The 17406-nt window shown below is 47.3% G+C and carries 20 protein-coding genes and 6 tRNA genes; 19 read left to right on the plus strand and 7 right to left on the minus strand.

Translation table 11 applies throughout. The features are described from left to right. Positions 1-24: 24 nt before the first annotated feature. Genes LHL18_RS00630 through LHL18_RS00640 form a run of 3 tightly spaced genes read left to right on the plus strand, consistent with a single transcriptional unit; the run spans position 25 to position 2244 of the window. On the plus strand, positions 25-1146 hold the full coding sequence (locus LHL18_RS00630) for a lysophospholipid acyltransferase family protein (RefSeq protein ID WP_226765369.1): 1122 nt from the start codon (positions 25-27) through the stop codon (positions 1144-1146). Further along, a complete protein-coding gene (locus tag LHL18_RS00635) occupies positions 1143-2015 on the plus strand; it encodes an EamA family transporter (RefSeq protein ID WP_226765370.1) in 873 nt (290 codons plus the stop codon). The genes LHL18_RS00630 and LHL18_RS00635 overlap by 4 nt, the downstream gene beginning before the upstream one ends. Beyond that, positions 1999-2244 (plus strand): DUF2960 domain-containing protein, encoded by a 246-nt coding sequence (locus LHL18_RS00640; RefSeq protein WP_134054950.1) that lies wholly within the window; start codon positions 1999-2001, stop codon positions 2242-2244. The genes LHL18_RS00635 and LHL18_RS00640 overlap by 17 nt, the downstream gene beginning before the upstream one ends. Before the next feature lie 54 nt (positions 2245-2298). On the opposite strand, the gene cspE is transcribed toward LHL18_RS00640, so the two are convergent. Both cspE and ald read right to left on the minus strand, forming a co-directional pair. Further along, entirely contained in the window at positions 2299-2508 is a 210-nt protein-coding gene (cspE, locus tag LHL18_RS00645; RefSeq protein WP_008222696.1) for a transcription antiterminator/RNA stability regulator CspE, read from the minus strand. A gap of 309 nt (positions 2509-2817) precedes the next feature. Further along, positions 2818-3936 (minus strand): alanine dehydrogenase, encoded by a 1119-nt coding sequence (ald, locus tag LHL18_RS00650; protein ID WP_134054947.1) that lies wholly within the window; start codon positions 3934-3936, stop codon positions 2818-2820. A 148-nt stretch (positions 3937-4084) separates the two neighbouring features. Between ald and lrp the strand changes: the two genes are divergently transcribed. The 7 genes from lrp (at position 4085) to LHL18_RS00685 (ending at position 11009) form a co-directional block, all read left to right on the plus strand. After that, positions 4085-4573, plus strand: coding sequence for a leucine-responsive transcriptional regulator Lrp (gene lrp, locus LHL18_RS00655; protein ID WP_134054945.1), 489 nt, complete (start codon positions 4085-4087; stop codon positions 4571-4573). A 95-nt stretch (positions 4574-4668) separates the two neighbouring features. Further along, the gene (locus LHL18_RS00660) at positions 4669-7167 is read left to right on the plus strand and encodes a DNA translocase FtsK 4TM domain-containing protein (protein ID WP_455566975.1); all 2499 of its coding nucleotides are present in this window, start codon (positions 4669-4671) and stop codon (positions 7165-7167) included. Further along, positions 7168-7779 (plus strand): outer membrane lipoprotein chaperone LolA, encoded by a 612-nt coding sequence (gene lolA, locus LHL18_RS00665; RefSeq protein WP_226765372.1) that lies wholly within the window; start codon positions 7168-7170, stop codon positions 7777-7779. A gap of 5 nt (positions 7780-7784) precedes the next feature. After that, on the plus strand, positions 7785-9125 hold the full coding sequence (locus tag LHL18_RS00670) for a replication-associated recombination protein A (protein ID WP_134054939.1): 1341 nt from the start codon (positions 7785-7787) through the stop codon (positions 9123-9125). Beyond that, complete coding sequence (crcB, locus tag LHL18_RS00675) at positions 9125-9499, plus strand: fluoride efflux transporter CrcB (protein WP_134054937.1); 375 nt, start codon at positions 9125-9127, stop codon at positions 9497-9499. Before LHL18_RS00670 ends, crcB begins: the two co-directional genes overlap by 1 nt. A gap of 5 nt (positions 9500-9504) precedes the next feature. Beyond that, on the plus strand, positions 9505-10794 hold the full coding sequence (gene serS, locus LHL18_RS00680) for a serine--tRNA ligase (RefSeq protein WP_226765373.1): 1290 nt from the start codon (positions 9505-9507) through the stop codon (positions 10792-10794). Between the two features lie 62 nt (positions 10795-10856). Continuing rightward, positions 10857-11009 (plus strand): hypothetical protein, encoded by a 153-nt coding sequence (locus LHL18_RS00685; RefSeq protein ID WP_226765374.1) that lies wholly within the window; start codon positions 10857-10859, stop codon positions 11007-11009. Here LHL18_RS00685 and LHL18_RS00690 read toward each other — a convergent pair. From LHL18_RS00690 to LHL18_RS00710, 5 genes are all read right to left on the minus strand, one after another. After that, positions 11004-11339, minus strand: coding sequence for a TusE/DsrC/DsvC family sulfur relay protein (locus LHL18_RS00690; protein WP_134054932.1), 336 nt, complete (start codon positions 11337-11339; stop codon positions 11004-11006). The two genes, LHL18_RS00685 and LHL18_RS00690, sit on opposite strands and share 6 nt — an antisense overlap. Next, positions 11327-11596 carry a DsrH/TusB family sulfur relay protein gene (locus LHL18_RS00695; RefSeq protein WP_226765375.1) on the minus strand — a complete coding sequence of 90 codons (270 nt, stop codon included), beginning with the start codon at positions 11594-11596 and terminating at the stop codon, positions 11327-11329. The genes LHL18_RS00690 and LHL18_RS00695 overlap by 13 nt, the downstream gene beginning before the upstream one ends. Beyond that, positions 11596-11952, minus strand: coding sequence for a sulfurtransferase complex subunit TusC (gene tusC / locus LHL18_RS00700; protein ID WP_226765376.1), 357 nt, complete (start codon positions 11950-11952; stop codon positions 11596-11598). Before tusC ends, LHL18_RS00695 begins: the two co-directional genes overlap by 1 nt. Further along, the gene (tusD, locus tag LHL18_RS00705; protein WP_226765377.1) at positions 11952-12314 is read right to left on the minus strand and encodes a sulfurtransferase complex subunit TusD; all 363 of its coding nucleotides are present in this window, start codon (positions 12312-12314) and stop codon (positions 11952-11954) included. The genes tusC and tusD overlap by 1 nt, the downstream gene beginning before the upstream one ends. 81 nt (positions 12315-12395) lie before the next feature. Then, the gene (locus LHL18_RS00710) at positions 12396-13064 is read right to left on the minus strand and encodes a Bax inhibitor-1/YccA family protein (protein WP_134054924.1); all 669 of its coding nucleotides are present in this window, start codon (positions 13062-13064) and stop codon (positions 12396-12398) included. Positions 13065-13226: 162 nt separating this feature from the next. On the opposite strand from LHL18_RS00710, the gene LHL18_RS00715 reads away from it, so the two are divergent. The 9 genes from LHL18_RS00715 to LHL18_RS00755 all read left to right on the plus strand — a co-directional run bounded on the left by LHL18_RS00715 (position 13227) and on the right by LHL18_RS00755 (position 17375). After that, positions 13227-13317 (plus strand) — tRNA-Ser (locus LHL18_RS00715). Between the two features lie 186 nt (positions 13318-13503). Then, positions 13504-13594: transfer RNA gene (locus LHL18_RS00720), tRNA-Ser, on the plus strand. Between the two features lie 208 nt (positions 13595-13802). Further along, a complete protein-coding gene (gene uvrY, locus LHL18_RS00725; protein ID WP_134054922.1) occupies positions 13803-14447 on the plus strand; it encodes a UvrY/SirA/GacA family response regulator transcription factor in 645 nt (214 codons plus the stop codon). Next, on the plus strand, positions 14447-16264 hold the full coding sequence (gene uvrC, locus LHL18_RS00730; protein ID WP_226765378.1) for an excinuclease ABC subunit UvrC: 1818 nt from the start codon (positions 14447-14449) through the stop codon (positions 16262-16264). Before uvrY ends, uvrC begins: the two co-directional genes overlap by 1 nt. A gap of 33 nt (positions 16265-16297) precedes the next feature. Beyond that, positions 16298-16852 (plus strand): CDP-diacylglycerol--glycerol-3-phosphate 3-phosphatidyltransferase, encoded by a 555-nt coding sequence (gene pgsA, locus LHL18_RS00735; RefSeq protein ID WP_134054918.1) that lies wholly within the window; start codon positions 16298-16300, stop codon positions 16850-16852. 134 nt (positions 16853-16986) lie between these two features. Next, positions 16987-17062 (plus strand) — tRNA-Gly (locus LHL18_RS00740). Positions 17063-17092: 30 nt separating this feature from the next. Further along, positions 17093-17166: transfer RNA gene (locus LHL18_RS00745), tRNA-Cys, on the plus strand. 29 nt (positions 17167-17195) lie between these two features. Next, a tRNA-Leu gene (locus LHL18_RS00750) sits at positions 17196-17282 on the plus strand. 17 nt (positions 17283-17299) lie between these two features. Next, positions 17300-17375 (plus strand) — tRNA-Gly (locus tag LHL18_RS00755). The last annotated feature ends 31 nt before the right edge of the window (positions 17376-17406 follow it).

The raw sequence follows: 17406 nt of genomic DNA on the forward strand, positions 1-17406 counted from the left end.
TGGCTTACCAACATAGTGATTTACGTGTCAGAACAGGATCTATACGCCGATATACGGCCCTACAACGATGCCGAAGTTGCACCTGCTATAGCCCGGCTAATAGCAGATGACGAGTTTATTCAGGCTATTTTGCATTACCGTTTTCCCCACCTGTCGGGGCCATTCGGCTGGTTGCTGTCACCGCTGGTCAAGTTTGCGTTAAAAAGACGCTGGGCAAAGCTGAATACCGTGCATGCGGTGCAAAAACAGGTTGCCGGTTTTATGGATCGGATGATAGACAACACAACTAACAAAGTGACAGTGTCTGGAATAGAGCAGCTACAGCAGGATAAAGCCTATTTATTTATTTCAAACCACCGCGATATTGCGATGGACCCCGCATTGGTGAACTGGTGTCTGCATCACCATGGCTTTGACACAGTGCGCATTGCGATAGGCGATAACCTGCTACGTAAAGCCTGTGCCACTGAGCTGATGAAATTAAACAAAAGCTTTATCGTAAAAAGGGGGGCTAAAGGCCCGCGCGAGATGCTTAAAAACCTGTCTCAGCTATCGGGTTACATTAAGCACTCACTTGAGCAAAAACATTCAATCTGGATCGCGCAAAAAGAAGGCCGGGCCAAAGACGGTAACGATGAAACAGATCCGGCTATTCTGAAAATGTTTTATATGGAAGGCAAAAAACGCGGCGAAGAGTTTGCTAGCTACATGGCAGGCTTGAATATAGTGCCGGTCTGTTTGTCATACGAATATGATCCCTGTGACGCCGATAAAGTTAAAGAACTGTGGCACAAGCAAACGCAAGGCGCGTATCAAAAAGCTGAGTTTGAAGACATAGACAGTATCATTAAAGGCATAGTCGGCATTAAAGGTCGGGTTCATGTCGGTTTTGGTAAGCCAATCAGCGAGGTTCTAGCCGAACCTGAACAGCTGGCTGCGCTTATAGATCAGCAAATCTGGCAACAGTACCGTCTGTTTCCCATCAATTATCTGGCTGCAGGCCAGGAACATACTTCTGTTAACGAACAGGTTGCTCAGCAGTGGCAAAACCGCTTGCAAGCGGTGCCAGTGGCAGCTGCGCCTATGTTAAGTGCGCTGTATGCTGCGCCTCTGGTGAAACAGCAACAGCTGGATGAAACACTTTGAGCTATCTTGTCGGCGTAACACTGCTATGGGCGTTTTCATTTAGCCTGATTGGTGTGTACTTAGCCGGTCAGGTTGATCCCTACTTTGCGGTATTACTGCGTGTGGGGCTGGCGCTGTTGGTTTTCCTGCCATTTATGCGTCGTTTGCCCTGGCTACTGGCAGCTAAATTATCGGCATTAGGCGCCGTGCAACTGGGGCTGATGTATCTGTTTTATTATCAGTCATTTTTGCTGCTTAGCGTGCCTGAAGTGCTCATTTTTACTATCTTTACACCGGTTTATATCACACTACTGTATGATGCCTTGCAACAGCGTTTTCGTTACCGGTTTTTACTGGCAGCTGTCGTTGCGGTGCTTGGCGCAGCTATTATGCGTTATCAGGGCCTGACACAGGGTTATTGGCTAGGTTTTATCATTGTGCAGTGCGCTAATCTGTGTTTCGCACTAGGGCAAGTGGGCTATAAAATATTACTGGAGAAACAGCCATTAGTGATTGCCCAACACCAGCTATTCGCCTGGTTCTATGCAGGGGCTCTGGCTGTTGCTTTGCCGGCCTGGCTGATACTCGGCGGTACGCAATACCCGGATAGCGCGACACAATGGTCAGTTTTGCTTTGGCTTGGGTTGGTAGCGTCGGGTGGTGGCTATTTTTGGTGGAACAAAGGCGCTACCAGGGTAAGCAGTGGTACTCTGGCGGTGATGAATAATATGCTGATCCCAGCAGGCTTACTGGTCAATATTCTGCTTTGGAACCGCGAAGAGAATGTTATGACATTGCTGGCTGGCTCATTACTACTGATTTTTTCTTGTTTGCTGTGTAAGCCTGGCAGTATAGCAATAACCGGAGAGGCAGATGGCCAGACAAATTAGTTATACCTTTAAAAATCAACATAAAATTATCAACTTCAGTTACGATAAGTATCGCGATATGTACGAAGCGGTAGCTGCAGCTGAAGGTATTGATTTAAGAGCGTTTCTTGCAATGGAACAGCAGGTTGCGATGACGGCGAAGCGGGGAGCTGCTGTAAAGAACTATCGTCAGCAGGAGTTTGCCCGCATGGGTTTTGCAAATATTGCTTTTGTCCGGGATGAACACTGACATTGCTGCAAATAAAAAAGGACACCGAGGTGTCCTTTTTTGCAAGCGCTTAAATTACAGAACTGTAACGTTAGCAGCTTGTGGGCCTTTTTGGCCTTGTTCGATTTCGAAAGAAACGCGCTGACCTTCGTTTAAGGTTTTGTAACCTTCAGTCTGGATTGCACGGAAGTGAACGAAAGCGTCTGCGCCGCCGTTGTCCTGAGTAATGAAACCGAAACCTTTATCAGCGTTGAACCACTTAACTACACCAGTTACTTTAGCCATGAATGACTCCTAAAAATTTTAATAAACTAATTGACGCTTAATTGCGCTTTTAGCCTGACTGTTACCTTACTTATGCGGCCAAACGTGCGTGAATCTTCAGGACATGACTTACAATGAAGCTGTGTAGCGAAGTTTTCATAAACATTTTGTTACATAGGTCTGCTTTACAGGCCGGTAAGCACTATAGCAGGTCTGCACGGAATGTATATAGCTAAATACAAATAAACCGTTGTCGTGCAATAAAAAAGTCGATTAAATAAAAAAGGCCGGATATCCGGCCTTCTTCTGCAGCTGCTTATTTATTGAGCATTAAGCGTTTAGTGCGGTTTTTGGTTCAACAAAGGTAAAACCTAACGCTTCAGCAACGCTTTGGTTTGTTACCTGGCCATTAATGACGTTCAAGCCGTTCATTAAGTGCTGATCATCAAGTAGTGCTTGTTTGTAGCCTTTATTTGCCAGACGGATAATAAATGGCAGTGTTGCGTTGTTCAGCGCGAACGTTGATGTACGTGGCACGGCGCCAGGCATGTTTGCTACACAATAATGCACTACGTCGTCAACAATGTAGGTTGGATCAGCGTGGGTCGTCGGTTTAGACGTTTCCACACAGCCACCCTGGTCGATGGCAACGTCTACAATAGCTGAGCCGGGTTTCATACGCTTGATATGATCTTTTGTAACCAGTTTGGGGGCTGCAGCGCCTGGCACCAATACGCCACCGATAACTAAATCTGCCGCCAGTACTTCCTGCTCCAGTGCATCAGCAGTAGAGTAAATAGCTTTAACGGCACCGTTGAACTGCGCATTGATACGGCGCAGTACGTCAACACTGCGATCCAGCACTGTTACATCTGCACCCAGGCCAACAGCCATCTGAGCAGCGTTGGTACCTACCATACCACCACCGATTACAACCACTTTGGCTGGTGCTACGCCAGGTACACCACCTAACAACATACCGCGGCCAGCGCATGATTTCTCTAAGGCGCGGGCTCCAGCCTGAATAGACATACGGCCAGCAACTTCTGACATAGGTGCTAACAGCGGTAGGCCACCACGATTGTCGGTAACCGTTTCGTAGGCAATACAAATGGCTTTTGATTTAATTAAATCTTCAGTTTGTGGTAAGTCCGGGGCAAGGTGCAGGTAAGTAAACAGGATCTGGCCTTCACGCAACATCGCACGCTCAACAGCCTGTGGTTCTTTTACTTTTACAATCATCTCTGCTTTAGCAAACACTTCAGCGGCTGTTGCCAATACAGTCGCACCTGCTGCGGTGTAGTCTTCATCGGTAAAGCCAATGCCGATGCCAGCATTGGTCTCAACCAGCACGCTGTGCTTATGGTTAACCAACTCGCGTACGCTGGCTGGAGTCATGCCAACGCGGTATTCGTGGTTTTTTATCTCTTTTGGTACGCCAATAATCATAATTTTGAGCCTTATATTGAGGTAAATGTTGGCTGAGGTAAAATTTGTGCGCAGTATACTTATTATTTTGTAGAATTAATGCTTGTTTTTAAGCTTCTGCATAGTGCAAAATTCTGTTTTAATTTAAACGGCAAAGTTTTTCGCTGCTATGTACTCTTTAAATAAAAGTATCAAGAAGTTAGATCGTATAGACCGTAAAATACTGGCAGAATTGCAGCTCGATGGCCGTTTAGCAAATGTAGAGCTGGCGCGCAGGGTAGGGCTTAGCCCAACGCCTTGTCTGGAGCGCGTGCGAAAGCTGGAAGCGGAAGGTGTTATTCTTGGTTATACCGCCCAGGTAGACCCGCATAAAGTAGGTGCCGCGTTACTGGTTTTTGTTGAAATTACACTAAGTAAAACCTCGCCTGAAGACTTTGATGAGTTCAGTAAAGCGGTACAGAAACTGCAAGAAATCCAGGAGTGTCATCTGGTCTCCGGCAGCTTCGACTTTTTGCTAAAAACCCGAGTAGCAAATATGGCGGCGTACCGCGAACTGCTTGGCGAAACGTTGCTCAGATTACCCAGCGTACGGGAAAGCCGCACTTATGTCGTGATGGAAGAGGTAAAACAAACCACCTTTGTCGCAATCAGCAGTTAATTGTCGGTTCAGCCGGCCTTCACAGATGCACTTTTACAGTGTCTCTGGTATCTTAGCCTGCAGTACTGCCTCTTGGTGCGCAAAATGATAAAAAGATGAGAAAAGGTAGGGTCCTTCATTTGCAGAACAGAGTTTATTTTCCGCTAAACGGTGTGCAGCGCTTGCTCGAAGTTGGATTAATCGTATTTTCCGGCTTTGGCTTGTTTCTGTTGCTGGCGTTGTTGTCTTTTGATCCGGCGGATCCGAGCTGGTCGCAAACCGGTTATCAAACCAGTATCCATAATTACGCCGGCCCTATAGGTGCCTGGCTGGCTGATCTGTTGCTTTTCAGCTTCGGCTGGATAGCATATTTAATACCTTTTCTCGTCGCGTTAAGTGGCTACCTGCTGTTCAAGCGTTTTCATGATCTGATGAGCCTTGATTATCTTATTCTGGGGCTGAGGATTATTGGTCTGGTATTGACGCTGCTAACGGCAACAGCTATCAGCAGTATGAATTTTAATGATATTTTTTATTTTTCTTCAGGCGGTGTAATAGGGGATGTCGTCAGTGGCGCGTTATTACCCTATTTTAACTTTATCGGTACTATTTTGTTGTTGCTGTGCGGCTTTGCTACCGGGCTTACTCTGATGACCGGTATTTCCTGGTTGACGGTGGCTGATGCTTTAGGTGCTGCTTGTTACAGCGCTGCACAGTTTGTAATGTCAGTGCCCCAGCGTTTAAAAGAGCGCAGTAAAGATGACTATGATCCTTTTGCACAAAGCCCGGATGAAGACTCGCCGGTCAAAACAACTTACGTTACTGAAGAGCCGGTTCTGGCTGCGCCTAAGCCGCGGCAGACACCTAAGCTTGGTAAACCTGTTGCAGACAGTTTACCAATCTCGCCGTTAGACGAAAAAACGCAGGCTAAAGCGTATTACAGCGTTGATACGCTGGCCGATGAGAACCTGTCATTCAGTGCAATCGATGAACCTGATAGTGGTGATTGGGAAGAAACTCTGCACCAGCTGGATTTACCGTCTGAATCTGAAGTAGAAACTGTGCTGTCTGCTGTGACAGACGATGAGGATGATAGTGAAGAAGTGTCGCATCAGATGGAGGAGTTGCCATCTCTTGCGCTGCTGGATAGACCAGATAAAGCGGTGAATCCGATAGACCCCGCGGATTTGGAGCGGGTATCCCGCCTGGTCGAAGCAAAACTGCTGGACTTTAATGTTGAAGCCAAGGTTGTTGGTGTGCATCCTGGACCGGTTGTAACCCGGTTTGAGCTGGATCTGGCGCCTGGTGTCAAAGTCAGTAAAATTACCGGCTTATCAAAAGATTTAGCCCGTTCTTTATCCGCTATCAGTGTGCGTGTAGTCGAGGTGATACCGGGTAAATCTTACATTGGCCTCGAACTGCCTAATCAACACCGTGAAATTGTGAGGCTGTCAGAGGTCATTGGTGATGAGATCTTCGATAACTCTAAGTCACCACTGACAATGGTATTAGGTAAGGATATTGCCGGTAAGTCGGTTGTGGCAGACCTGGCGAAAATGCCTCACTTGCTGGTTGCCGGTACGACCGGATCCGGTAAATCGGTTGGCGTTAACGTGATGATTTGTAGTTTGCTGTATAAATCAACGCCTGACGATGTACGCTTTTTAATGATCGACCCGAAAATGCTGGAACTGTCTATTTATGAAGGTATTCCACATTTGCTGACCGAAGTGGTTACCGACATGAAAGATGCAGCCAATGGCCTGCGCTGGTGTGTTGGTGAAATGGAGCGGCGTTACAAACTTATGTCTGCGCTGGGTGTGCGTAACCTGAAGGGTTATAACGCAAAAATTAAAGAAGCCATTGCTGATGGTGCACCGATCAAAGATCCGCTGTGGCGGCCATCAGATGATATGCGTACTGAAGCGCCATTGCTTGAAAAGCTGCCCTCTATCGTTGTAGTAATAGACGAATTCGCCGACATGATGATGATAGTTGGTAAAAAAGTGGAAGAGCTTATCGCACGTATCGCTCAGAAGGCTCGGGCTGCCGGTATTCACCTGATTCTCGCGACACAGCGGCCCTCTGTTGATGTTATTACCGGTTTGATTAAAGCGAATATTCCAACCCGTATTGCCTTTCAGGTGTCATCGAAAATTGACTCACGCACTATTTTAGACCAACAGGGCGCAGAGAGTTTGCTTGGGCAGGGCGATATGTTGTATTTGCCACCGGGTTCAGGCGTGCCGACCCGGGTGCATGGTGCCTTTGTTGATGATCACGAGGTGCATGCTGTAGTGGCGGATTGGAAAAAGCGTGGCAAGCCAAATTATATTCCGGATATTTTAAGTGGTGAAACCACAGAAGAAAATCTGCTGCCGGGTGAAACCATCGAAGGCGAAGATGGCGAAGCTGATCCGCTTTATGATCAAGCTGTTGCCTTTGTCACGGAAACACGCCGGGCCTCGGTATCCGGCGTACAACGCAAATTCCGCATTGGTTATAACCGGGCCGCGCGTCTGGTAGAGCAAATGGAGCACAGTGGTATTGTTACCGGCCCGGGTCATAACGGTAACCGAGAAGTCATGGCGCCAGCGCCGCCAAAAGGATATTAAATGCTACGTAAAGTGTTTGCTGTTGTTCTGATGTCTGTTTCTGTTTCGGCGCTTGCACAAAGTGCAGAGGAGCAGTTGCAACGTAAATTGGCAACAATAAAGACCTTCTCTGCCAGCTTTGAGCAGCAGGTAACCGATGCTCAGCATCAACTTCTGCAGCAAGGTAAAGGCCAGCTTATGATAAAGCAGCCGGCTAGATTCCGTTTCGAAACAACCGAACCTGAACCCAATCTGTTTATTGGCGACGGCGCTACATTGTGGTTTTACAACGAGCCGCTGGAGCAACTGACGATTTATGATGCGCAAAATGAGGTGAACAGAACGCCTTTTGTGTTACTGACATCAACTAAGCCTGAGCTGTGGCAACAATACGATGTTACGCGGCAGGGTGAGCAGTTTGTTATCCGCTCAAAAGCAGCAGACAGCCCGGTTAAGCAGTTAACGCTGAGTTTTTCCGGTTCAGCCTTATCAAAGATGCAGGTATTAGATATGAACCAGCAATTAAGCGAATTTAATTTTACGCTGGTGCAGTTGAATATTGCCTTAGAAGACAGCCTGTTCCGGTTTGAACCGCCGGAGCATACTGATATTGATGATCAGCGTCAGCGATAATTATTGTGAATTCTATACCCCTCGATTTTGGTGAGGACTTCCGCCCGCTGGCTGCCAGAATGCGCCCACGCAATCTGGATGAATATGCAGGTCAGCAGCATTTAATTGGTGAAGGTACTGCGCTTCGCAAAGCCATCACGGCGGGGCGGGTGTTTTCGCTTATTTTGTGGGGCCCTCCTGGCACAGGTAAAACTACACTGGCTGAAGTTATTGCCAGCCATGCTGATGCAGCTATCAGCAAACTCTCAGCTGTTACCTGTGGTATTAAAGATATACGTGACGCTATCGCTGAAGCTAAGCAACGTCAGCAGCAATATCAGCAACGCACCTTGCTGTTCGTTGACGAAGTACACCGCTTTAACAAAAGTCAGCAGGACGCATTCTTACCTTTTATCGAAGATGGCACTATCATTTTTATTGGTGCAACCACCGAAAATCCGTCTTTTGCGCTAAATAATGCTATTTTGTCCCGTGCCAGAGTGTGTGTACTTAAAGCCCTGAGTGATGCCGATTTGCGCAAGGTGTTGATGCAGGCGTTAACTGACACAGAACGGGGTCTGGGTGAGGGAGGCATTGCACTTACGGCTGACGCAGAACAATTGTTACTGCAGCTTTCTGCCGGTGATGCCCGCAAACTGCTCAACCTGTTAGAGCAGGCCGCAGAACTCACCGACGCAGGTAGCGCAGGTAAAGTCATCGAATTTGACACTCTGAAGCATCTGGTACCAAAGCAGTTGCCGGGTTTTGATAATCAGGGCGACTTATTTTACGATCTGATTTCGGCATTTCATAAATCCGTGCGCGGCTCAGACCCGGATGCCGCACTTTACTGGTACTGCCGGATACTGGCTGGCGGCGGCGATCCCCTGTATGTTGCAAGGCGTTTACTGGCAATTGCCAGTGAGGACATTGGTAACGCTGATCCGCGGGCACTAACACTGGCGCTAAACGCCTGGGATACGTTTGAGCGCGTCGGGCCGTCGGAGGGTGAGCGCGCGATAGCGCAGGCTGCGGTTTATCTGGCATTAGCGCCTAAAAGCAATGCGGTTTATAGTGCTTTTAATCAGTTAAAGCAGTTAGTCTCGGAGCAACCGGCCTATGATGTGCCGTTACATTTGCGTAATGCCCCAACCCGTTTAATGAAGCAGTTGGGGTTTGGTGAAGGATATCGCTACGCGCATGATGAACCCGGTGCTTACGCTGCAGGAGAGCAATATTTGCCTGACAGTTTAGCCGGGCAATCTTTTTATCAGCCATCAGATCGCGGTATGGAAAAACAGCTATCGGAGAAGCTGCGTTATTTAAAGCAGCTGGATGCCCAAAGCCCTAAAAAGAGGCGAAACTAGTGTTATCTTATCTCGCGGTTGCAGTTGGTGGCGCTGTCGGCGCAAGTTTACGCTACGGTTTGAATGAGTTGGCAATGAATGTTTTAGGGAAATCATTCCCTTTTGGTACTTTGCTGGTTAATATTCTGGGCTCTTTTGTGCTGGGGTGGGTATATGCATTGTTTAGCAGTGGTATGCTGGCAGTGTCGCCCTGGCGTGCGCTGATTGCTATTGGCCTTATTGGCGCTTTTACCACGTTTTCTACCTTTTCGCTGGATACAGTGTTGTTGTTGCAGCAAGGCGACTGGCTGAAGGCTATCACCAACGTATTATTAAATGTGTTGTTATGTTTAACGCTTGCCTGGTTAGGGCTTAAACTCGGTTCAATGAAGTAATTACTATGCTAGATGCGAAATTTTTACGTACAGAATTAGAAGAAACCGCCAGCCGTCTGGCGCAGCGTGGCTATGTGTTGGATGTTGCGCGGCTGACCGCGTTGGAAGAGCAGCGCCGCTCGTTACAGGTAGAAACACAGGATTTACAGAATCTGCGTAATACCAAATCGAAAGCCATTGGTCAGGCAAAAGGCCGTGGTGAAGATATCACGCCTTTACTGGCTGAGGTGGATGGCTTAGGTGCGCAGCTTGATGCTGCTAAGCAGCAATTAGACAAAGTTTTGCATGACGTTGAGCAGATTGCGCTGACGGTACCTAATTTACCAGATGCTTCGGTACCTGCCGGTAAAGACGAAACAGACAATGTTGAAGTACGTCGGTTTGGCGAGCCCCGTCAGTTTGCGTTTGAAACGAAAGACCATGTAGCGCTGGGCGAGGCGTTGGATAGAGGCCTGGATTTTGAAAGTGCAGTTAAAGTTGCAGGCTCACGTTTTGTTGTTATGCGCGGGCAAGTTGCAAAACTGCACCGCGCTCTGACGCAGTTTATGCTGGATTTACACACCGGCGAACACGGCTATACCGAATTATATGTGCCTTACCTGGTAAACCACGCCAGCTTATTGGGTACAGGTCAATTGCCCAAGTTCGGAGCGGATTTGTTTCATACTCAGCCGGCAACGGAAGAAGGCCAGGGTATGGCACTTATTCCGACGGCAGAAGTCCCGGTGACAAACCTGGCACGCGACACTATTTTTGATGCAACAGAGCTACCGGTAAAATATACCGCTCACACCCCATGTTTTCGCAGTGAAGCAGGCTCGTACGGGCGTGATACCCGTGGTTTAATCCGTCAGCATCAATTTGACAAAGTTGAGCTGGTGCAGTTGGTACACCCGGAACAATCAATGCAAGCGCTGGAAGAGCTGACGAGTCATGCTGAGAAAGTGTTGCAGTTATTGGGTTTACCTTACCGCGTAATGTTACTGTGCACGGGTGACATGGGCTTTGGCTCAAGCAAAACTTACGATCTGGAAGTATGGTTACCGGCACAGAATACTTACCGGGAGATTTCGTCCTGCAGCAACATGGGCGATTTCCAGGCTCGGCGGATGCAGGCCCGTTATCGTGGGGCTGATATGAAAAAGCCAGAGCTTATTCATACCTTAAATGGTTCTGCACTCGCTGTTGGCCGCACACTGGTGGCCATTCTGGAAAACTACCAGCAAGCGGATGGCAGCATTGAAGTGCCGGAAGTGTTGCGGGCCTATATGGGTGGCGTAGCGAAGCTGGGGTAAACCTAAGCAGATGCCGGCACTGACGTTACTGGATTGTGCCGGTTTTAGCAGGATCAATAAAAATGCCCAAACCCCGTAAAAGCATTAAACAGACTAACCCCGCGCTAATGCGGGGTATTTATCTGGCGATAATTATTGGCATAGTAGCAATTTTCGCCATAGTGACGCTGGAGTCGATAATCAGTATTCTCAGCGACGCCTTTGCTGATTCATAAACACTTAGCTGGCTTGGGCAGGCCGGCTATCCGTGTCGCCTGCTTGGCAGGGCCTTGTGGGAATAACATAAACAGATACTTGCTATTACCTTTTTCAGGGCCAAGCTGCTGCGCCATCGCTTTGACTAAAATGCGTATAGCGGGAGACGTCTGAAACTCGACATAAAACTGTCTTACGAAATGCACAACTTCCCAATGCGCCTCGGTCATTGTTATCTGTTCCGCCACAGCAAGCGCCTGAGCAACCGCCGTATTCCAGTCTTGTAAATTAGCCAGATAGCCGTGTTTATCCAACGGTATTGCTTTTCCATCAACTGTTATTTCTGCCATAAAATATTCTGCGTCGCTTTACTGCAAAGTTCTACCCATTGTTGTGCGCTTACAGCGGTGATGCCATCAGGCTGTTGAAGTTGTCGTACTGTTAAATCTGTCTGCAGCGCATATAACTTTTTTACAGGCCACGAAAGGTGAGGAGACAAGCACAGATAAACTGCATCCTGCCGCAACAGAATAGCATCGTCGTGCTGACAAATTCGAGATAGAGAATCCAGATTTACTTCTGGTGTAATCAAGCTTATTAATTTCATTAAGTTGTTATCACCTGATGCTGAGACGATAGCAAAGCAGCAATGTCGGCCTTGCTCAACAAGGTTACCGCAATATTTAACTGTGCCGGTTCTAACCCGCGCGCTGTAACTGATTCAAGGCAAGCATAAACCTGCTCTATATCGTACAGCGAAAACAACTTAAAACTGCGCGGGTACTGTTTCAGGCCAAAGTCTGGCTGGTCGACTGTTGGCAGTAACTGATAAACAGCGTCATCACAAAACAAAATGCTGACGCTGTGCTCGACGGCGGCTAACGCCAGCGCCATATCCAGAGCTTCACGGCCATTGCTGTTGTTAAACGGGCTGTGTTGTTGTAGAAGCAATATATTTCGCATCAGAACTGTATCAACTTATCTATATTGGTTTGTCGCATCGCGAACTCAGCCAGGCCAGCAGCGACATAGCCGTGCTTAGGTTGTTTTACTGCAGTTACGACGCCACGTTTTTCTGCAGCAGTAACGCAAAAAAGCAGAGGTATATGGTGTTGCTGACAAAAATAGGCCAGTTCGGCGCTGAGATCTGGCTCATCAGCAGGCAAATCGTTATCAGCAGAGGCGCAGTATACGGCATCCTGGTACAAAAAAATGTGCTCTATGCTATGACCCATTTGAACTGAAGTTTTGGCAAAATGCAGTGCACTCGCCAGGCTCTGACTGGCAAAACCATTGGATGTAAGCAGTAAACCAAAGCGCGTCATAAATAAAGTGCCTGAATAAAAAAATGCCCCGACCAGCGGGGCATTTTAACTAATTAGTGTAAAGAGGCATAGCGCCGGTGTTTAGTCATCGCCGCCAAATACGCCAAGTAACTGCAACAAATTGACAAAAATGTTGAAAACATTCAGGTATAAACCAACAGTTGCGCGAATATAGTTTGTTTCACCGCCATGAATAATCCGGCTGGTATCGAACAGAATAAGGGCAGACATAATCAGAATAATTGCAGCGCTGATAGCTAAGCTTAGGGCTGGAATCGACAGGAAGATGTTTGCCAGCGCGGCTACCAGCACAACAATCAGACCTACCATCAGGAAACCACCCATAAAAGAGAAATCTTTACGGGTTGTTAATGCATAAGCTGACAAACTGAAAAAGATCAGTGCCGTGCCACCAAGGGCCTGCATAATTAACGCCGGGCCGTTAGCTAAACCCGCGTAGTAGTTCAGCATCGGGCCAAGTGATGCGCCCATAGCGCCGGTGAAAGCAAACACCCAAAAAATACCACTGGCAGAGTCCGCAGTTTTATTGACAATAAACAACATAATAAAACCAGCTACAAAACATACCAGCGACATCATTGGAGACATATTAAGCGCCATGGCCACGCTTGCTGTCACGGCACTGAAGGCGAGGGTCATAGCCAATAAAAAGTAGGTATTTCGCAGAACTTTATTGATCTCCACACTGCGTCCGGCAGTGCTTAGAACAGAAGTTTCTCTGTATGACATAATTTACTCTCCTGATACAAAGGTTTAATAACGCATTTGACGATATCATACGCAGTAAGTTCCGTTCAGACCAGCATCCACAGTAACAATTTAGCGACAATGTGATTTTTTTCGATTAAATGCTTTCTTTTGTCTGACGAACTGATTAATATACGCGTCGCCGGAGGGATGGCAGAGCGGTTTAATGCACCGGTCTTGAAAACCGGCGTGGGTTAATAGCCCACCGAGAGTTCGAATCTCTCTCCCTCCGCCACTAAAACCACCTTCAGGGTGGTTTTTTTGTATCCGTAAAAACTGAAAGGCCGTATGGCGTAAAGGAAATGGTCTGGAAATTGTACGAATAATGGCTTTATTGTCGATTTACTAGGCAAACGGTTGAAAAGTACAAAAAAGCCCTTTACAAAGCCCGGTACAGTTTTTAATATTCGCCCTGTAACGCGGAGGGATGGCAGAGCGGTTTAATGCACCGGTCTTGAAAACCGGCGTGGGTTAATAGCCCACCGAGAGTTCGAATCTCTCTCCCTCCGCCACTTACATCTCAAAAATTCCAACATCAAAGTCTTACATTTAACGCCTTTCTTTAATTCAATAGTTTAAAATTTTTAACCTTTCTGGCACACTTAACCTCAACCGGTCAAAACTAATAGTATTGGCATAATTTGTTTAGCAAATAGGGCTGTGCTCGGCTAAGCTAAACGACAATAATAATTCTAATATCCAGTGAAACGGAGAGGCAAATTGATTAACGTCTTGTTAGTTGATGATCACGAGCTTGTACGTACTGGGATCAGTCGCATACTAATGGATGAGCGCGGTATCAAGGTGATAGGCGAAGCTGGCTCCGGCGAAGAAGCTTTACAGTTTTGCCGTCAACATGAACCTGATGTGGTGTTGATGGACATGAATATGCCTGGTATGGGCGGTATGACAGCGACTAAACGTATTCTGCATTATTGCCCGGATATTAAGATCCTCGCGCTGTCTGTATCGTGTGAAGAGCCGGTTCCTACTAAAGTCATGCAACTGGGTGCGGCTGGTTTTATCTCGAAAAACTCTCCACCGCGCGAGATGGTATCCGCTATTCGTAAAGTTTACAGCGGTGTCAGACATATTTCCGATGAAGTCGCGCAGAAAATGGCATTGAGTAAAGTGAATAATCATAGCCAGAACCCGTTTGACGATTTATCTGATCGTGAATTGCAAATCATGATGATGATTACGCAGGGCCAAAAGGTAAATGATATTGCTGAACAGCTGAATGTCAGTGCTAAAACAGTAAACTCCTATCGTTATCGCATGTTCGAAAAGCTGGCTATCAGTGGTGATGTTGAGTTAACGCACCTTGCATTGCGTCACGGCATGATAGATATCGCTAAAGCCTGATGTTTGATGCTAAAACTTTTCTGAAATCTGTGCCAAAGCAGCCCGGCGTTTATCGTATGTTAAATGCTGCGCAGCAGGTAATTTATGTTGGTAAAGCAAAGGATCTTAAAGCACGATTAAGCAGTTATTTTCGCAGTAAAGTAGATAGCGCTAAAACGCGTTCGCTGGTTAGTCAGATTGCACAGGTTGAGTACACTCTGACACATAGCGAAACAGAAGCGTTGATCCTTGAAAATAACCTGATAAAGCAGTTTTTACCGCGCTATAACGTGCTGCTTAGAGATGACAAATCTTACCCGTACATTTTTCTCAGCGCACATAAACACCCGCGTATCAGTTCTCACCGTGGCCCCCGTAAAGCGCCAGGCCAGTATTTTGGGCCTTACCCCAATGCCGGAGCAGTCTGGCAGAGTTTAAAAACGCTACAAAAAATTTTCCCCATCAGACAGTGTGAAGATGGTTTTTACCGCGCCAGAACCCGGCCTTGTTTGCAGTATCAGCTGAAGCTTTGCTCAGCGCCTTGCGTTGGCAAAATCTCAGACGATGAATATATGCATCATGTCAAACTGGCTAGTTTGTTTTTACAGGGCAAAGATCAGCAAGTCATTGAAGATCTGGTGCAGAACATGAATGCTGCCAGTGAGCAAATGCAGTTTGAACAGGCTGCAGTGTTGCGCGATAAAATCATTGCCCTTAGAAAAGTGCAGGAACAGCAAAGCGTCAGTGGTTCGCATGATGAAATGGATGTGATTGGCTTTGTTTACTCACATGGTATTGCTGCAGTTCATGTGTTATTTATCCGTGAACAGAAAGTGCTTGGCAGCAAAGCCTATTTCCCGAAAGTACCCGCTGATACTGAAGAGAATGAGATCTTAAGCGCATTCCTGCTGCAGTTTTATCTGGATGGTTATGGCTCTCAGCAATTGCCGCGCGAAATAGTGTTGGCGCAGCCTTTGGCTGAAGCTGAACCTGTTGCTGCTGCAATAAGTGAAATTGCCGGGCGCAAGGTTCGGATCACTTATGCCCAGCGCGGTGAAAAAGCGCAATATCTTAGCCTGGCAGAGAAAAATGCCCGGTTGGCTTGTGAGAACAAGCAATCGCTTGCTCAGAAAATGGCTATCCGCTATGCACAGTTACAACAAGTGCTGCAGCTGCCTGACGCTATAAATAGAATGGAGTGTTTTGATATCAGCCACACTATGGGGCAGGCAACAATCGCTTCTTGTGTGGTGTTTGACGGGCAGGGGCCGCATAAAGCCGAGTACCGCCGTTACAATGTCACAGGGATCACCGCCGGTGATGATTACGCTGCTATGCAGTTTGCGTTAAACAAGCGCTATGGCAAGCTGCAAGATGAAAGCAAAATACCTGACATTGTTTTTGTCGACGGTGGTCAAGGGCAGCTTAATATCGCAATAGAGCAATTTCTGCACTGGCCTCATAGCAAAAAACCGCTGCTTGTCGGTGTGGCAAAAGGTGTAAGCCGCAAACCAGGATTAGAAACACTGATACTTGCTCACAACGGGCGCAGCATCAATCTACCCGAAGATGCGCCGGCTTTGCATCTGATCCAGCAGATCCGCGACGAAGCGCACCGCTTTGCGATTACCGGACACCGCAATAAGCGTGGTAAGGCACTGATAAAGAGCCCATTAGAACAGGTCAAAGGTATTGGTGAGAAACGCCGGCAAGCTCTGCTGCAGTACCTTGGGGGCCTTCAGGGTGTGATGCGGGCCTCTGTTACAGAGTTAGCCTCAGTACCCGGAATATCAAAGGCTCAAGCGGAAAAGATTTACCAAGCCTGTCATAACAAGTAGCATAGTGCTATAGATGCTGTAGAGAATTCGCCGATGTGGAATATTCCTAATCTGTTAACGTTGTTTCGCCTGTTTCTTATCCCTGTCTTTATACTGTGTTTTTATTCCGGTATTGAAAACGCTCGCTTTTGGGCCGCATTTGTATTTTGGCTTGCGGCCATTACTGATGCCTTAGATGGCTATCTGGCCAGAAAACTACAGCAGTCTACTCCGTTTGGTGCTTTTTTAGATCCGGTAGCAGACAAGGTAATGGTGGCTGTCGCTCTGGTGTTGATTGCAGTTGATAGTTTATCGCTGTGGGTAACGGTTCCTGCCATTATTATGATCAGCCGTGAAATAGTGATTTCTGCGCTTAGGGAATGGATGGCTGAACTGGGTAAAAGAGCAAATGTTGCAGTGTCAAACCTGGGCAAGTATAAAACGATTGCGCAGATGCTGGCGTTAATTGGATTAATCTGGCGACCGGAGCATTGGCTGGTTAGCTGGTTTAGCCCGGTAGGTATGCTGTTATTGTACATTGCTACGGTGCTAACTATTTGGTCTATGTACGATTATTTGCGGGCAGCCTGGCGCGATCTGGTGTATTAATCACTGTTTTTGCTGATTATTAACGCAACTCAGTTAAAATTTAATCAGTCAGTCATAAAAGCAAAATTTATTATTGACTGGCCGGATTAAAACAGTAGAATGCGTCTCGTGTTAAGGCACATGGCCACAAGCACGCGAGTATAGCTCAGCTGGTAGAGCGCGACCTTGCCAAGGTCGAGGTCACGAGTTCGAACCTCGTTACTCGCTCCAACTCTTTCAAAGAGTGAAAATTGTTTGATTGGCGGGTTGGCAGAGTGGCCATGCAGCGGATTGCAAATCCGTCCACCTCGGTTCGACTCCGGGACCCGCCTCCATCACACAATGTTACAAACTAAAGTTGTCTGCCCGGGTGGTGAAATCGGTAGACACAAGGGATTTAAAATCCCTCGGGGGAAACCCCGTGCCGGTTCAAGTCCGGCCCCGGGCACCATTTAGTACCAGAATTTCGCGAGTATAGCTCAGCTGGTAGAGCGCGACCTTGCCAAGGTCGAGGTCACGAGTTCGAACCTCGTTACTCGCTCCAAATAAACAAAAACGCAGCTTAACGCTGCGTT

Source organism: Rheinheimera aquimaris (assembly GCF_020531985.1).
GTDB classification, from domain to species: Bacteria; Pseudomonadota; Gammaproteobacteria; order Enterobacterales; family Alteromonadaceae; genus Alishewanella; species Alishewanella aquimaris.

What these genes read in the sequence shown, in the direction of transcription:
- serS (WP_226765373.1), top strand. Translation starts at nt 9,505, where the DNA reads ATGCTAGATGCGAAATTTTTACGTACAGAATTAGAAGAAACCGCCAGC.
- tusC (WP_226765376.1), bottom strand. Translation starts at nt 11,952, where the DNA reads ATGCGAAATATATTGCTTCTACAACAACACAGCCCGTTTAACAACAGC.
- tusD (WP_226765377.1), bottom strand. Translation starts at nt 12,314, where the DNA reads ATGACGCGCTTTGGTTTACTGCTTACATCCAATGGTTTTGCCAGTCAG.
- lolA (WP_226765372.1), top strand. Translation starts at nt 7,168, where the DNA reads ATGCTACGTAAAGTGTTTGCTGTTGTTCTGATGTCTGTTTCTGTTTCG.
- uvrC (WP_226765378.1), top strand. Translation starts at nt 14,447, where the DNA reads ATGTTTGATGCTAAAACTTTTCTGAAATCTGTGCCAAAGCAGCCCGGC.
- LHL18_RS00660 (WP_455566975.1), top strand. Translation starts at nt 4,669, where the DNA reads ATGAGAAAAGGTAGGGTCCTTCATTTGCAGAACAGAGTTTATTTTCCG.
- LHL18_RS00640 (WP_134054950.1), top strand. Translation starts at nt 1,999, where the DNA reads ATGGCCAGACAAATTAGTTATACCTTTAAAAATCAACATAAAATTATC.
- lrp (WP_134054945.1), top strand. Translation starts at nt 4,085, where the DNA reads ATGTACTCTTTAAATAAAAGTATCAAGAAGTTAGATCGTATAGACCGT.
- LHL18_RS00695 (WP_226765375.1), bottom strand. Translation starts at nt 11,596, where the DNA reads ATGAAATTAATAAGCTTGATTACACCAGAAGTAAATCTGGATTCTCTA.
- pgsA (WP_134054918.1), top strand. Translation starts at nt 16,298, where the DNA reads ATGTGGAATATTCCTAATCTGTTAACGTTGTTTCGCCTGTTTCTTATC.
- LHL18_RS00710 (WP_134054924.1), bottom strand. Translation starts at nt 13,064, where the DNA reads ATGTCATACAGAGAAACTTCTGTTCTAAGCACTGCCGGACGCAGTGTG.
- LHL18_RS00690 (WP_134054932.1), bottom strand. Translation starts at nt 11,339, where the DNA reads ATGGCAGAAATAACAGTTGATGGAAAAGCAATACCGTTGGATAAACAC.
- ald (WP_134054947.1), bottom strand. Translation starts at nt 3,936, where the DNA reads ATGATTATTGGCGTACCAAAAGAGATAAAAAACCACGAATACCGCGTT.
- LHL18_RS00685 (WP_226765374.1), top strand. Translation starts at nt 10,857, where the DNA reads ATGCCCAAACCCCGTAAAAGCATTAAACAGACTAACCCCGCGCTAATG.
- cspE (WP_008222696.1), bottom strand. Translation starts at nt 2,508, where the DNA reads ATGGCTAAAGTAACTGGTGTAGTTAAGTGGTTCAACGCTGATAAAGGT.